At 70.6% G+C, this 14,903-nt stretch carries 13 protein-coding genes; 2 read left to right on the top strand and 11 right to left on the bottom strand.

From position 1 onward, the window contains the following. From AC30CM_RS12385 to AC30CM_RS12355, 7 genes are all read right to left on the bottom strand, one after another. Positions 1–1,251: an alpha-hydroxy acid oxidase gene (locus AC30CM_RS12385; protein WP_490117170.1), complete on the bottom strand. Its 1,251-nt coding sequence runs from the start codon at positions 1,249–1,251 to the stop codon at positions 1–3. A 2-nt stretch (positions 1,252–1,253) separates the two neighbouring features. Further along, positions 1,254–2,648, bottom strand: a complete 1,395-nt coding sequence (locus AC30CM_RS12380; protein WP_490117225.1) for a rhamnulokinase — start codon at positions 2,646–2,648, stop codon at positions 1,254–1,256. A gap of 82 nt (positions 2,649–2,730) precedes the next feature. Continuing rightward, entirely contained in the window at positions 2,731–4,767 is a 2,037-nt protein-coding gene (locus AC30CM_RS12375) for a bifunctional aldolase/short-chain dehydrogenase (protein WP_490117169.1), read from the bottom strand. 3 nt (positions 4,768–4,770) lie between these two features. After that, positions 4,771–5,922 (bottom strand): L-rhamnose isomerase, encoded by a 1,152-nt coding sequence (gene rhaI / locus AC30CM_RS12370; RefSeq protein ID WP_490117168.1) that lies wholly within the window; start codon positions 5,920–5,922, stop codon positions 4,771–4,773. Further along, positions 5,919–7,238, bottom strand: coding sequence for an MFS transporter (locus AC30CM_RS12365; RefSeq protein WP_490117167.1), 1,320 nt, complete (start codon positions 7,236–7,238; stop codon positions 5,919–5,921). Before AC30CM_RS12365 ends, rhaI begins: the two co-directional genes overlap by 4 nt. Before the next feature lie 49 nt (positions 7,239–7,287). Then, positions 7,288–7,611: an L-rhamnose mutarotase gene (locus AC30CM_RS12360; RefSeq protein WP_490117224.1), complete on the bottom strand. Its 324-nt coding sequence runs from the start codon at positions 7,609–7,611 to the stop codon at positions 7,288–7,290. 144 nt (positions 7,612–7,755) lie between these two features. Beyond that, positions 7,756–9,231 carry an acetyl-CoA acetyltransferase gene (locus tag AC30CM_RS12355; RefSeq protein WP_490117166.1) on the bottom strand — a complete coding sequence of 492 codons (1,476 nt, stop codon included), beginning with the start codon at positions 9,229–9,231 and terminating at the stop codon, positions 7,756–7,758. Between the two features lie 199 nt (positions 9,232–9,430). Here AC30CM_RS12355 and AC30CM_RS12350 point away from each other — a divergent pair, with 199 nt between their 5' ends. Beyond that, the gene (locus AC30CM_RS12350) at positions 9,431–10,234 is read left to right on the top strand and encodes a CPBP family intramembrane glutamic endopeptidase (protein ID WP_490117165.1); all 804 of its coding nucleotides are present in this window, start codon (positions 9,431–9,433) and stop codon (positions 10,232–10,234) included. A gap of 147 nt (positions 10,235–10,381) precedes the next feature. On the opposite strand, the gene AC30CM_RS12345 is transcribed toward AC30CM_RS12350, so the two are convergent. The 4 genes from AC30CM_RS12345 to AC30CM_RS12330 all read right to left on the bottom strand — a co-directional run bounded on the left by AC30CM_RS12345 (position 10,382) and on the right by AC30CM_RS12330 (position 13,942). Then, the gene (locus AC30CM_RS12345) at positions 10,382–10,681 is read right to left on the bottom strand and encodes a GlsB/YeaQ/YmgE family stress response membrane protein (RefSeq protein WP_490117164.1); all 300 of its coding nucleotides are present in this window, start codon (positions 10,679–10,681) and stop codon (positions 10,382–10,384) included. Between the two features lie 163 nt (positions 10,682–10,844). Continuing rightward, entirely contained in the window at positions 10,845–11,822 is a 978-nt protein-coding gene (locus tag AC30CM_RS12340) for an APA family fibronectin-binding glycoprotein (protein ID WP_490117163.1), read from the bottom strand. Between the two features lie 211 nt (positions 11,823–12,033). After that, positions 12,034–13,131, bottom strand: coding sequence for a sulfate/molybdate ABC transporter ATP-binding protein (locus AC30CM_RS12335; RefSeq protein WP_490117162.1), 1,098 nt, complete (start codon positions 13,129–13,131; stop codon positions 12,034–12,036). Positions 13,132–13,141: 10 nt separating this feature from the next. After that, positions 13,142–13,942, bottom strand: coding sequence for an ABC transporter permease (locus tag AC30CM_RS12330; protein WP_490117161.1), 801 nt, complete (start codon positions 13,940–13,942; stop codon positions 13,142–13,144). A 202-nt stretch (positions 13,943–14,144) separates the two neighbouring features. Here AC30CM_RS12330 and AC30CM_RS12325 point away from each other — a divergent pair, with 202 nt between their 5' ends. Further along, positions 14,145–14,846: an SDR family oxidoreductase gene (locus AC30CM_RS12325; RefSeq protein ID WP_490117160.1), complete on the top strand. Its 702-nt coding sequence runs from the start codon at positions 14,145–14,147 to the stop codon at positions 14,844–14,846. Positions 14,847–14,903 lie beyond the last annotated feature (57 nt).

The raw sequence follows: 14,903 nt of genomic DNA, 5'->3' as shown, positions 1-14,903 counted from the left end.
CTAGTCTGCCGGATGCCCCGCCACCGGTCGCGGCACCATCCGCACCAACTGCGTTACGTGCGCGGGTTCCAACTCCTCCAGACACGTCACCCCGAGCAGGCGCATGGTGCGCTCCACCTGCTCGGTCAGGATCGCGACGGCCCGGTCCACGCCCGCCTCGCCGCCGGCCATCAGCCCGTACAGGTAGGCCCGACCGATCAGCGTGAAGCGGGCCCCCAGCGCGATCGCCGCCACCACGTCGGCACCCGACATGATGCCCGTGTCGACCAACACCTCGGTGTCCCGACCGACCTCGGCCACCACCTGCGGCAACAGATGGAACGGCACCGGCGCCCGATCCAGCTGCCTACCACCGTGATTGCTCAGCAGGATGCCGTCGACCCCGACGTCGGTCACCGCCTTGGCGTCGGCGACCGTCTGAATGCCCTTGACCACGAACTTGCCCGGCCACTGCGACTTGATCCACGCCAGGTCGTCGAACGTCACCGTCGGGTCGAACATGGTGTCCAGCAGTTCGGCGACGGTGCCCGACCAGCGGTCCAGCGACGCGAATGCCAACGGCTCGGTGGTGAGGAAGTCGATCCACCAGTGCGGCCGCGGGATGGCGTTGGCGATCGTGCGCAGCGTCAACGCCGGCGGGATCGACATGCCGTTGCGCTTGTCGCGCAACCGCGCACCGGCCACGGGCACGTCGACGGTCACCAGCAGCGTGTCGTAACCCGCCGCCACCGCACGCTCGACGAGCGCCATCGACCGATCGCGGTCCTTCCACATGTACAACTGAAACCAATTGCGCCCCAACGGATTCGCTGCCTTGACGTCCTCGATCGAGGTGGTGCCCATGGTGGACAGCGAGAACGGGATGCCCGCCCTGGCCGCCGCACGAGCCCCCGCGATCTCCCCCTCGGTGTGCATCATGCGGGTGAAGCCCGTCGGGGCGATGCCGAACGGCAACGCCACCGGCGCCCCCAACACGTCCCAGCCGGTGCTGACCTTGGACACGTCGCGCAGGATCGACGGGTGGAACTCCACGTCCGCGAACGCCTGCCGCGCCCGCGCGATCGACAACTCCGCCTCGGCCGACCCGTCGGTGTAGTCGAACGCCGCCCGCGGGGTGCGCCGCTTGGCGATGCGGCGCAAGTCCTCGATGGTCAACGCCTTGTCCAACCGGCGCTTGGTCGCGTCGAACTCGGGCTTCTTGAACTGCAACAGCGGCGCCAGGTCGTGCCGGCTCGGGATCCTACGCTTCATGGTCAGCTCCTCCTCGCCGCGACGCGACGCGGCTCGAATCTCGTCGTCGGCAACGCCGACGACATCGTGGCCCGCACCTCGTCCAGATCGCCGGCGAGCACGCCGCGGGCACGCGCCTGCACCAGTACGTTACCGATCGCCGTCGCCTCCACCGGACCGGCGACCACGGGCCTGCCCGAACGGTCGGCCACCAGCTGACACAGCAGCCGGTTGCGCGCTCCGCCACCCACCAGGTGCACGGTGTCGACCCCGACGCCCGACAGCGTGGCCGCCTCCTCGATGCCCCGCGCAAACCCCGCGGCCAGGCTCTCCACGATGGCCCGCACCACCGCGGGCCGGTCCCGAGGCGCGGGCAGGCCCCGCTCGGCATACCAGGCGCGGATGCGCCCCGGCATGTCCCCCGGCTCCACGAAACGTGGATCGTCGGCGTCGAACACCTCCACCGGTGCCGGACACGCGTCGGCGCCGGCCAGCAGCTCCGGCAGGTCGACGGGCGCGCCGTCGCGCTCCCACGCCCGCACCGTCTCACTGAGCACCCACAACCCCATCACGTTGCGCAAGAACCTGATTCGACCGTCGGCGCCCACCTCGTTGGTGAAGTTCGCCGCCCGCGCGCGTTCGTCGAGCAGTGGACGGTCCAACTCCACCCCCACCAGCGCCCACGTCCCACACGACACGTACGCCGCCGAGCCGGCCGTCATCGGCACGGCCACCACCGCCGACGCGGTGTCGTGCGATGCCACCGTCGTCACCGGCAGACGACGGGGCACGCCGGCACGCTCGGTCACCTCCGGCAGCACCGTGCCCAACTCGGCACCCGGCTCCGCGAGCGCGGGAAACAGGCCCCCGGCGACGCCGACCATCGCCGCCAGGTCACCGTCCCAGCGGCCGTCGACGCCGAGCAGCCCCGTCGTCGACGCATTGGTGCGCTCGGTGGCGGCCCGCCCGGTCAGCCAGTACCCGACGAGATCCGGAATGAGCAGCGCGGTGTCGGCGTGGGCCAGCAGGCCGTCGGCGGCGTCGGCAGCCAACTGGAACATGGTGTTGAACGCGAGGAACTGCAGCCCGTTCCTGGCGAAGATCCGGTCCCGGGACATCCGCGCGTGCACCAGCTCGGCCCCGGCGGCACACCGCGCGTCGCGGTAGTGGTACGGCAATCCCAGCAGCGTCCCGTCGCGCAGCAGCCCGTAGTCCACCGCCCACGAGTCGACGCCCACGCTCACCAGGTCGGGCGCCACGCGGCCCGCTTCGGCCAGCCCCGCGCACACGTGGGCGAACAGGCCGGGAACGTCCCAGTGCATGGCCGTGCGCCGACCGTTCCACAGGTAGACCGGATCATTGGCGAAGCGGTGCACCTCGCGCATGCGCAACGCACCGGGACCCACCTCGGCCAGCATCACCCGGCCGCTGGTGGCGCCCAGGTCCACCGCCGCGAACGTGGCGCTCACGCCGGCGTCCCACTCATCCCGGGCACCGGGCTCACCGCAGGAACGCCGCGGGCACGCCGGCATCCACCGGCACGTGCAGCCCGGTCGTGTGCGAGAAGTCCGACGTGCACAGCACGAACGCCACGTTGGCGATGTTCTCCGGCAACACCTCGCGCTTGAGCAGCGTCCGCTGCGCATAGTAGGCGCCCAGCTCTTCCTCCGGAACCCCGTACACCGCAGCACGTTTGGCGCCCCACCCGCCGGCGAAGATGCCCGAGCCGCGCACCACGCCGTCGGGGTTGATGCCGTTGACCTTGATGCCGTGCTCACCGAGTTCGGCCGCCAACAGCCGCACCTGGTGGGCCTGGTCGGCCTTGGTGGCCGAGTAGGCGATGTTGTTGGGACCGGCGAACACCGAGTTCTTGCTCGACACGTAGACGACGTCGCCACCCAACTTCTGGTCGATCAAGGCCCTGGCCGCCGCCTTCGAGACCAGGAACGAGCCGCGCGCCATCACGTCGTGCTGCAGATCCCAGTCGGCGACGGTGGTCTCCAACAACGACTTCGACAGCGACAACCCGGCATTGTTCACCACGATGTCGATGCCCCCGAAGGCGAGCACGCACGCGTCGACGGCCGCCTGCACCGCGTCCTCGTCGGTGACGTCGGCGGCGATCCCGATCGCCACGTCGGAGGTGCCGATCTCCTCGGCTGCGGCAGCGGCCTTCGCGGCATCGAGGTCGGCGATGACCACGCATGCGCCCTCGGCGGCCAACCGGCAGGCGATGGCCTTGCCGATGCCGCTCGCCGCACCCGTCACCAGCGCAATGCGCGTGGCGAGCGGCTTGGGCTTCGGCATCCGCGCCAGCTTGGCCTCTTCCAGCGCCCAGTACTCGATGCGGAACTTCTCGGCCTCGTCGATGGGCGCGTAGGTGGAGATGGCCTCGGCGCCGCGCATCACGTTGATGGCGTTGAGGTAGAACTCGCCGGCCACCCGCGCCGTCTGCTTGTCCTTGCCGTAGCTGAACATCCCGACGCCGGGGATCAGCACGATCGCGGGGTCGGCACCGCGCATGGCGGGGCTGTCCGCGTCGGCGTGCCGGTCGTAGTAGGCCTGGTAGTCGGCCCGGTAGGCCGCGTGCAGCTCGGCAAGGCGTTCGCGGCAGGTCTCGACCGGCGCGGCGGCGGGCACGTCGAGCACCATGGGCTTGACCTTGGTGCGCAGGAAGTGGTCCGGACAGCTGGTTCCCAGCGCGGCCAGGCGCGGATGTTCGCTGGCAGCAAGGAATTCCAGCACCCGCGGGTCGTCGTTGAAGTGCCCGACCTGCGCCTTGTCGGTGGATACCAGCCCGCGGATGAAGGGGGCGAGCTCGGCGGCCTTGGTGCGGCGCTGCTCGTCGGGCAGCGCGGCGTACCCGGCCAGCGGCGCCCCGAACGGCTGCGGCCGGCCGGTGCCGTCGATGAAGCGCTGCGCGGTCTCGATGATCTCCAGCGATCGGGCCTCCGCCTCGGCCGAGGTGTCGCCCCACGCGGTGATGCCGTGACCGCCCAGGATGGTGCCGATGGTCTGCGGATTGCGCCGCTTGATCTCGGCGATGTCCAGACCCAGCTGGAAACCGGGCCGCCGCCACGGCACCCACGCCACCCGGTCGCCGAAGATCTGCTTGGTCAATGCCTCGCCGTCGGCCGCGGTCGCCAGCGCGATACCCGAGTCGGGGTGCAGATGGTCCACGTGCGCGGCATCCACCAGGCCGTGCATCGCGGTGTCGATCGACGGAGCCGCCCCGCCCCTGCCGTGCAGGCAGTAGTCGAAGGCCGCCACCATCTCGTCCTCGCGCTCGACGCCCGGGTAGACGTCCACCAGCGCCTGCATCCGGTCCAGCCGCAGGACCGCCAGCCCCTGCTCGGTCAAGGTCCCGAGATCGCCACCGGATCCCTTGACCCACAACAGCTCCACCGGCTCCCCGGTCACCGGATCGGTGGCCGTGCCCTTCGCGGAGGTGTTGCCCCCGGCGTAGTTGGTGTTCTTCGGGTCCGAGCCAAGGCGGTTCGACCTGGCGATCAGTGCGGCAACGGTCTCATTGGTCATGTGTCATGCTCCCCAGGACGATTGGGTTCCGCCGACGCGTTCGGCGTCGATGGTGTTCTGATATCCGGATTCGGCGAACGCACGCATCGGATCTTCTGGCAGCCCCCGGTCGGCTCGCCACTGCGCCAGCGCCGGACGCACGTCGGTGTAGAAGGCATCCATGATCAGGCCGTTGGCCCCCAGCACGTCGCCGGCCTCCTGGGCCGCGGTCAACGCATCGGTGTCGACCAGCAGGGCGCGCGCCGTCATCTCCGCGACGTTGAGCACCGAGCGGATCTGGCCGGGGATCTTGGCCTCCACGTTGTGGCACTGGTCGAGCATCAGCGCCAGGTCGGACCCGGGTTCCAGGCCGCCACCGCGGATCACCTCGAACATGATGCGGAACAGTTGGAAGGGGTCGGCCGCGCCGACGATGAGGTCGTCGTCGGCGTAGAAGCGGGAGTTGAAGTCGAATGAACCCAGCTTCCCCAGCCGCAGCAGTTGCGCGACGATGAACTCGATGTTGGTCCCGGGCGCGTGGTGCCCGGTGTCCAGGCACACCTTGGCCCGCTCACCGAGGGCACTGACCTGCGCATAGGAGGTGCCCCAGTCCGGGACGTCGGTCATGTACATGGCCGGCTCGAAGAACTTGTACTCCAACACCATTCGCTGGTTCTCGCCGACGTGCCCATAGATGGCCGCCAGCGACTCGGCCAAACGGTCCTGGCGCCCACGGATGTCACCCTGGCCGGGATAGTTGGTGCCGTCGGCGAGCCAGATCTTCAGGTCCCGCGAGCCGGTCTGGTCCATGATCTCGAGGCACGCCAGGTGGTGGTCGATGGCCTTCTGCCGCACTGCCTCGTCGGTGTGGGTGAGGCTGCCGAACTTGTAGTCGTCGTCCTGGAAGGTATTGGAGTTGACCGTGCCCAGCGCGACGCCGTGGTCCTGCGCGAAGGCGCTCAGCCGGGCGTAGTCGTCCACCCGATCCCACGGGATGTGCAGCGCCACCGTGGGCGCCAACCCGGTGAAGCGGTGCACGGTGGCAGCGTCGGCGATCTTCTCCTCGATGGTGCGCGGCGTGCCCGGCGTGCCGAACACCTTGAACCGCGTCCCGGAGTTGCCGAACGCCCACGACGGCAGCTCGATCGCCAGATTGTCCAACAGCGGGTGCGTCATGCGGTCATCTCCTCGGGGGTCTGACGCTGGGAGGTACCGGGTGGGGTGCCGCCGTACCGCTCGATCTCGATCCGTCGCAACGACTTTCCGCGCGTCTGTGGCGCCCACACCGCCCCGATGACCAGCGCCACGGTGAGCAGACCCACCAGCAGCACGCCCACGACCGTCAGCCCGGTGGCCGCCAGCATTGTCGGGAAGAAGTAACTGAGCAGCCCGGTGGCGGTGCGGACGACGAAGAACATCACGCCCTGTGCGCTGGCCCGGTAGGGGGTGGCGAACAGCTCGCTGGTCCACAGGCTGTAGAAGGCCTGCGCACCGATGCCCGACGAGACGCCCCACAGCACTGCGAACACCAGCATCGTCGGCACGCCACCGTCGGTGAACGCCACCAACACGATCCAGGCGACGATGCCCAGCGCCGCCCCGATGACGTAGAGGAGCCGCTGCGACATCCGATCCGCGTACCGCATGAAGCCGAAGTACGTCGCCGCCACCGTGGCGCCCCACACCAGCACCTGCAGCAGGTTCTGCGCGACGGGGCTGTGCAGTCCCGCGGTGTCGTAGACCCGCGGCATGAAGATGCCCGCCTGGCCGGCCACCGTGTTCCAGAACAGGTAGATGCCACCGAGGAACAGCAGCGCGGTGACGTTGACCCGACGTGAGAACAGGCCCCGCAGACCCCGCGCGCCCAGTGTGGCGCTCACCGTCTGCGACGTGGCCTCGTCGGACCAGATCCGCGACTCCTCCAGACCCTGCCGCACCCACCACACGACGCCTGCCACCACGAACAGGTGACCGAAGATCAGCCGCGAGCCCAGCAACCCCAGCGGCGCCAGGGCCGCGGCCAGCGCGAACCCGATCAGGGGACCCGTCGACCAGGCGAGCTGCGCGGTGCCCACGTGCTTGGCCCGGCCCTCGGTGGGCGCCTGCTCGGCGATGTAGGTCCAGGAGGCGGGCACGCCCGCACCCACGGCGATGCCGGTGACGACGAACGCGATCAGCAGCATCGCGTAGTTCACCGCGAAGGCCGCGAGCAGCACGCCGGCCATGTAGACCAGCAGGTCGTAGGTGTAGATCGCCTTGCGGCCGAACCGATCACACAGCGGGCCGCCGAGGATGGCGCCGATGGCCGCGCCGAAGGCGTTGGCGCTCAACGCCGCCAGCAGGCCCACCGCGAAGTTGGAGATGCCGAAATCGGCCTGCCAGAACCCCAGGCTGGTCGCGATGGCGATGATCGAGCCGGCCTCGATGTAGTTCGACATGGCCACCGCGATGGTGGCGCGCCACCCGGTGGTGGATCGGGCTCCGATTCTCATGACGTGTCCTAGGGGTTTGGGCGGGAGTCGGGCGAGGGGATCTGGACGGTCAGTCGAGGTGGAAGTACTCGACGAGGGGGGTCATGGCCTCGTCGGGACGGGTCCCGGCGGGGTTGACGAAGAAACCGGCCATGCGCTCCTGCCACCGCGCGTTGACGTCGGTGGCCGCCATCGCGGCCTTCGCCGCGTCGAAGTCGGCGGTCTGCAGGTAGCCAACCACGAGGCCGTCCTCGGGTCGGACGAACAGCGAGTAGTCGTGCCAGCCCGCCGCCCGCAGTGCGTCGAGCATCTCCGGCCACACGTGTTGGTGGGCGGCCACGTACTCGTCGATGCGTTCGGGCACGAGGTGCAGCACGAAGCACACCCGCTGCATGGCGACGTCCGGCACACCGGCCTCCTATTGAAACGTTTCAATACGTGGTGTGGGCCACACTATGCGGCGGAGCCGCCTCGCGTCAATGGGCGATTCGTGGAGTTTGCGTCGCGCTGAGCGCGACGCACACTCCACGAATCGCGGTCAGATGAGGTGCGCGACGCCGCCCTCGGCGACGCTGACCTTCGCACCCGCCAGATCGCCCGCCACGCTCGCGGCCGCGTCGGCCGGATCGGTGAGCACGGCGAGCGCCCGGGTGTCGGCCGGGGTACGCACGGCCACGAACGTCTTCTCCGGCTCGCCCTCGCGGGTGAACGGCGTGGTCCAGGTCTCTACCGTGCCGGTGCCGGTCCAGTCCCCCTCCGCCGTCACCGTCGGCTCGGCGTCGACCTCGGTCTGCACGTCCTGCCAACGGAACTCGCCGCGCGGCGGGGTCGCCGAGTACACGCCGAAACTGTGCTTGGTCAGGTAGCCGCCGTTGGCGGTGATCAGACCGACGGCGTCGGGGGCCGCGGCCAGCCGCTCCGCCATGGTCGCGATGGAATGCGACACGTAGTCGTTCCACGGCCCCCCGGCGAACGTCAGACCACCGGTCACCGTCAACGGACGCGCGGGATCGTCGAGCGCCAAGCCCAGTTCGCGTGCGGCCACCTGCACCGCCGACGGGAAGCAGGAGTACACGTCGACCAGCGCCACGTCGTCGATGCCGATACCGGCGAGTTCCAGGGCCCGGCGGCCGGCGATCCGGATGGCCGGCGAACGGTGGAACTCCGCGCGCTCGGCGATCAGGTACGTGTCGTGGGCGTCGGTGCCCGCATGGGGGAAGATCCACCGGTCCTTGGGGATCTGCAGGTACTCGGCCTTCTCCACCGAGGTGAGGACCAGCGCCGCCCCCTGGTCCACCATGTTGTTGGAGTTCATCAGCTTCGGGTACGGCCAGCTGACCATGCGATTGCTCGGGCTCGGCTGCCAGATGTCCTCCGCCGCAACCGCTTCGGTGCTCCACGCGTGCGGGTTGCCCGCCGCGACCTCGCTGAAGCGCGCCCACAGCTCGCCGATGCGGCGCCGGTGCGCCTCCGGTGCCTCGCCGGAGTCGATGCGGATGGCCTGCTCGAACATCGGATAGACATACGCCGGCCGATCCAGCTTGATGCGGATCTCCACCTCGCCCGCCAGGAGGAACTGGTCCTCCGCACCGGCGGGCAGCGGCACGGACTCGTCCTGCTTGGTCCAGTCCAGCGACCCACCCGCCGACCGCACGCGGGTGCGCGTCCGCCACGCCTCACCCCCGGCGATCAGCACGGTGTCGGCGCGCCCGGCCTGGATGTCCAGGCACGCCTGATTCACCAGCGCCTGGGGCACGTTGCCGCCGATCGGCGTGTACCTGCCCTCGGCGCGGGTGGCCCCGAGCCGTTCGGCCAGCAGCAACCCCGGATTGCGGTAGCGCCACGACAGCAGGTTCACGATGCGCACCGAGTCGACCGCCTCCAGCACGCGGGGGTCCGCTGCCGCACGCGCGGCGCGCTCCATCAGGTCGACGGGCTCCACCGCGGGGTCGGACTCGCGCTGGTTCACCTGGCCGTAGCCGACCAGGACGGGGGTGCGGCGATCGATGCTCAACGACGTACCTCTCTGCCCGACGCGGACGTCGGGGCTACGCAATTCGGGGCCACCACGGCTCGGCAAACCTGACAGGTGTCAAGCTCGGTGCACACAGTATGGTTCGGCGGGTGTGACGGCCGTCGCCCGGGTCGCCACCGACGACCGGACGGCGGCGCTGACCTGCGGCTCGAGCCGCCGCCCGTACACTCGTCTGGTCATGTCCGAGATCACCGCCGCACCGACCGACGCGCCGTCCCCGTCCCCGACGGCGACCGCCGACCCGGCTGCGCACCCGCTGCTGGGACAGCTGACCGCGCTGCACCACTTCCGCACCTACGTCGACATCGGCGTCGTGATCGTCGTGCTCGCGCTGACCAACCTCGTCGCCCACTTCACGACGCCGTGGGCCAACGTCGTCACCGTGCCTGCCGCCGCCGCCGGACTGGTGCTGCTGGTGCGCTCACGTGGGCTCGGGTGGGCCGAACTCGGCCTGGGCCGCGAGCATTGGAAGTCCGGGATCGGCTACGCGGCCGCCGCGGTGGCGCTGGTCGCCACGGTCATCGCCGTCGGCGTCGCGCTGCCCTGGACCCGGCCCATGTTCATGAACGACCACTACGCGACGCTGTCCGGCGCGCTGCTCGCGTCGCTGATCATCATCCCGCTGCAGACCGTCATTCCCGAGGAACTGGTGTTCCGGGGTGTGCTGCACGGCGCCCTGAATCGGGCGTGGGGGTTCCGCGGCGTGGCGGCGGCGGGTTCGCTGCTGTTCGGGTTGTGGCACGTCGCCACGTCCCTGGGACTGACGAGCAGCAACGTCGGCTTCACCCGCCTGTTCGGTGGCGGCGTGGGCGGCGTGATCGCCGGTGTCCTGCTCGCCGTGCTGGCGACCGGCGCCGCCGGGTTCGTGTTCACCTGGCTGCGGGGCCGCAGTGGGAGCTTGATCGCGCCCATCGCGTTGCACTGGTCGCTGAACGGGATGGGAGCCCTCGCGGCGGCCATGGTGTGGCACGCCTCGATGTAGTGGGTGTGGCACGCCTCGATGTAAGGGGTGTGGCACGCCTCGATGTAGTTGGTGTGGCACGCCTCGATGTAAGGGGTGTGGCACGCCGCCCTCTGACGGGCCGGTCGGCGCCATGACGTGCCGTCATGGCGCCGACCGCACCGGCGACTAGGTCTTGCGTACCGCCCCGACGATGGCCAGCAGGATGACCGAACCGAGGATGGCGGTGAACAAGGTGAACCACCACCCGCCCGCCGCGGTGTCGACGAAGAAGCTCAGCAGGAAACCGCCGATGAGGGCACCGACGATGCCGATGACGATGTTCATCAGGATGCCGGACCCGCCACCCTTGACGATCTTGCCGGCGATCCAGCCGGCGAGCGCGCCGATGATGACGTAACCGATCCAACCGACGCTGGTCAACGTCGTCGAGCGGGCGAGGATTTCACTTGCGGCGATGACGTCCATGGTTCGACTCCTGCCTGTCGTGGACCAGCAAGGTGCTGGTCCACCCCCCTCTATACCCATGTTCGATCACGTTAAGAGCGCCAAAGGGCCTCGAAAACAGGGTATTTCGCTGGCAGGAACCTGGCAGGCACCGTCACGGAACCCATGGTGCAGCAGACGGGCATCAGCCCGCGGGCATCATCTCCGGCGGCGCGTTCGTCACCGGCACCGGCACGCCCACCGCCGGCCGGGCCGGCGGCGCGTTGGGATCCGGTGGCGGCGCGTTCGGGTCCGGCGGCGCATTGGGATCCGGCGGCGGCGGTGGCGGCGGAGCCGCGTACGGCCGGATGGACTGCGTCAGCGCCGCGGCGGCCGCCTTGTCGATCGGGTTGTTGGCCGTGCCCAGCCACACCACGAACCACCGCTCGGGCGTCCGCTGCCCGCGCGGGGCGTTGGGAGGCGGCGTCGAACCCACGACCCCGGCCCAGATCTGGCCGTTGGGCTTCGTGGTGTCGGTGAACTTCACGTCGTAGGAGGCGAAGGCGCCCGGCATGCCTGCCGCGTCGAGCGGGCCGGCCTCCTGGTTGATGCGCGTACCGGCGAAGGGCATGAAGAACTCGCCCATGTCGGAGGCGAGGCGCGTGGCTGCCTTGGCGTTGTCCGCCTCGGCGCCCGCGAACAGCTTCAGGTCCAGCCGGCCCAGCAGCACGCTGGTGTCCGTCGGGGCCTGCTCGGTGCCCGCCGCGGGGATCTTCGTCAGCAGCGCCTGCCCGTAGGACAGCTGGGTCTGATCGGAGACCTTCCAGCCGTTGGGCACCACGTAGCTGAATCCCCCGGCGGCGTTGTCGACGCGGCCGGGCTCCGGCGGCGGGGGTGCCGGCACGGCGGGGGCATTCGGGTCTGCGGGCGGCGGGGGCGGCGCGTTCGGATCCGCGGGGGCCGGTGGCACGCCGGGGGCGGGTGCCGGTGGCACGCCGGGCTCGGGGGCCGGTGCGGGAGCAGGGGCCGGTGCGGGAGCAGGGGCGGGCGTCGGAGACGGCACTGCCGGTTCGGCGTGAGCCGTCCCGGCCAGGACCAGCGACGCCGCGGTGACGCCGGAGACGGCGGCAACGGCAAGGGAGCGCGACAAGCCCTGGCGACGGCGGCTGCGTGGGTGCTGCATGGGGAAGAAACTACAGTGTTGCGGCCGTGACGCAAGTGTGAGGTGCTCCCAGAGTGTCTCGCTGAGAGGTAGCTGTGCGAAAGTTCGGCGCAGCCAGGAACGCATGCCGCCAGTAGCTGGCGTGCGGGAGGCGACCTCGCTCCCGGTCGGCCGGGCAGGTCGCGGAGATCGCGTCGTCACGAGGTGTCGATCGCGCGCCGACCCCGGGGCGTTACGGCCGCGGATGCACCGTGACCGCCTGACTCTTCACCGTGAAGTACACCCGCTCCCCCGGCGCCAGCCGCAACTCGGCCGCCGCCTCGGCGGTGACGTCGGCGGCCAGACCCGGGCCACCGTCGGGTTGCTCGTCGGCACGGACCCGGATGGTCGGGCCGCTGCCGTCGAGTTCGGCGACCACCACCTCGACGGTGTTGCGCGGGCTGCCGTGCGGCGCCTCCCGGTACACCGACACCGCGGCAGGTGCGAACACCGCGACCGCACGCCGCCCCGGCTCCACGGGCGGATCTCCTGGCGTGCCGTGCCAGCGGGTTCCCCAGTCGGTGGCCACGACGGCGTCGCCGTCGGCCGTCCCCGCCACCAGGTTGACACCGGCGAACCGCGCCGTGAAGAAGCTGCGCGGCCTCGCCAAGGTGGCACCTACGGGCCCCTCCTCGACGATCCGCCCGTCCTCGATCACCACCACCCGGTCCGCGAGCGTGACGACGTCGAGGACGTCGTGGGTGACCATCAACGCGCAGCGACCGCCCTCGGTGAGCACGTCCCGCAGCACCTTGCGCATGGCCGCCGCGACCGTCACGTCCAGGCCGGCCATCGGCTCGTCGAGCATCAGCACCTCGGGTTGCGCAGCCAGTGCCCGCGCTAGCGCCACCCGCTGCGCCTGGCCGCCCGACAGCGCCTTGGCGTCGCGGTCGATGAGCGCAGCGGCATCGACGGCAGTCAGCCACCGGTGCGCGAGCGCACGGGAATCCCTGCGGCTCAACCGCTTCGCGCTGCGCGGCCCGAACGACACGTTGGCGGCGACCGACATGTGCGGGAACAGCAGCGGATCCTGCATCAGCAAGCCCACCCGACGGTCGTGCGTGGCCACCTCGACGCCCGCGGCGGTGTCGGTGAGCACGCGCGTACCCACCCGCACCTCGCCCACGTCGGGGACGACGGTCCCCGCGACGACACCGAGCACCGTCGACTTGCCCGCCCCGTTGGGACCGAGGACCGCCACCACCTCCCCGGGCGCGACGTCGAACGCCACGTCGACCGACCGCCGCCGCACGACGGCGCGCACCCGCAACCCTCCCGGCACCGCGCTCACCTGGCCCGCCTCACCACGAGCTGCCGCCGCCCGACCGGAGTCGGCGCCCGCCGAGCCCCAGCACGACCACCGCGGCGACGGCCACCAACAGCATCGACAAGGCCACGGCGGCGTCGGCGTCGCTCTCCCGCTGCAGGTAGATCTCCAGCGGCAACGTGCGGGTGACACCCTCCCGTGATCCCGCGAACGTCAGCGTGGCACCGAACTCGCCGAGTGAGCGGGCGAACGCCAGGACCGCACCCGACACCAAACCGGGGGCCAGCAGGGGCAGCGACACCCGCCACCACACCGTCGACGGCCGGGCCCCGAGCGTCGCCGCCACGACCTCGTAGTCGGCCCCAGCCGTGCGTGCCGCCCCCTCGAGCGCGACGACCAGGAACGGCAGGGACACGAACGTCTGCGCCAGCACGACGGCCGTGGTGCTGAACGCGATCGAGACACCCGCGGCCTCGAGATAGCGGCCCACCAACCCCAGCTTCCCGAAGGCGTACAGCAACGCCAGGCCCCCGACGACCGGCGGCAGCACCAGCGGCAGCAGGATCAGTGGCCGCAGCCACCGCACCACCCGGGCACCGCTGCGTGCCAGCACCAACGCCAACGGCACGCCGAGCAGCAGGCACAGCAGCGTGCTCGCGGCCGACGTGCGCAGGCTCAATCCCAACGCCGTCAGCGACGACGGGCTGGTGACGAGCGTCCAGAACCGCGGCCAGTCGACCCTCACCGCCACCGCCACGAGGGGCAACGTCACGAACGCCGCCCCAAGCGCCGCCGGGACGTAGACCCACCGCGGGAGCCCGGTCCCGGGGCTCACGCCGTGACCCACGCGCCGTGCCCCATGCCCCAAAGCTATCCCGGATGCCCACGGCCATCCCGGTCCCCACGGCCGTCCCGCCACGCGGGTCGGGGCCACATCCCCGCGGCAGCGTCCCAGCGTGGCGGTTTCACCTCCTAGCTACTGTCCAGTAACATGGCCGTTGCTCGCTGGGCCCAGCGCAGAATCCGAGGAGGTCGTGGTGTCCACTGGAACATCTGAGGTGCGCGTATCCGAGGTGCTACTCACCGGTGGCGACACGGAACTCGGCCGCACCATCGCCGCGGGCTTTCGCGACGCCGGTCACCACGTGGTGATCACCGGTGCCCGACGCGACGACGTCGAGGTGGCCGCCAAGGAACTCGAGGTCGACTACCTGGTCCTGGACAACGTGAACCCCGCCGCCCTCGAGGCAGCGCGCACCGAGTTCCCGTTGCACCTCGACACCATCGTCAACGTGCCCTCACCGCGCTGGTTCGGTGGCGACCCGCGCACCCGCACCCTGCTCGACCAGGCCTCGGCGTGGCGCTCCGCGCTCGACTCGACGATGCTCTCGGCGGTCCTGACCGTCCAGGTGCTCGGCGACCAGCTGCGCTCGGGCGGATCCATCGTCAACGTCGTCGCCGACAGCCCCGCCGAGGGCAGCCCCGAGGCCGCCATCAAGGCCGCGATGTCGGCGTGGACCGCCGGGCAGGCCACCCACTTCGGCATCCGCGGCATCACCATGAACACCGTCGCCGCCGGCCGGGCCGCGCAGTCGGGCTACGACGGCGCCGTCGGCACCAGCCCGTCGGTGGCCGCCGAAATCACCAGGCTCGCACTGTTTCTCACGACGCCGGCGGCCCGTCACATCACCGGCGAGACGCTGCACGTGAGCCATGGCGCGCTCGCGAACTTCGCCTGACCGGTATTTATTCCGGCTTCGCGCCGAGCGAAACGACCGACGTCGACCCGCAATCCC

This window comes from Mycobacterium sp. DHQP2018-32-09 (genome assembly GCF_058148405.1).
The sequence above is the reverse complement of the archived record's forward strand: the minus strand, read 5'-3'. Positions and strand labels throughout refer to the sequence as shown.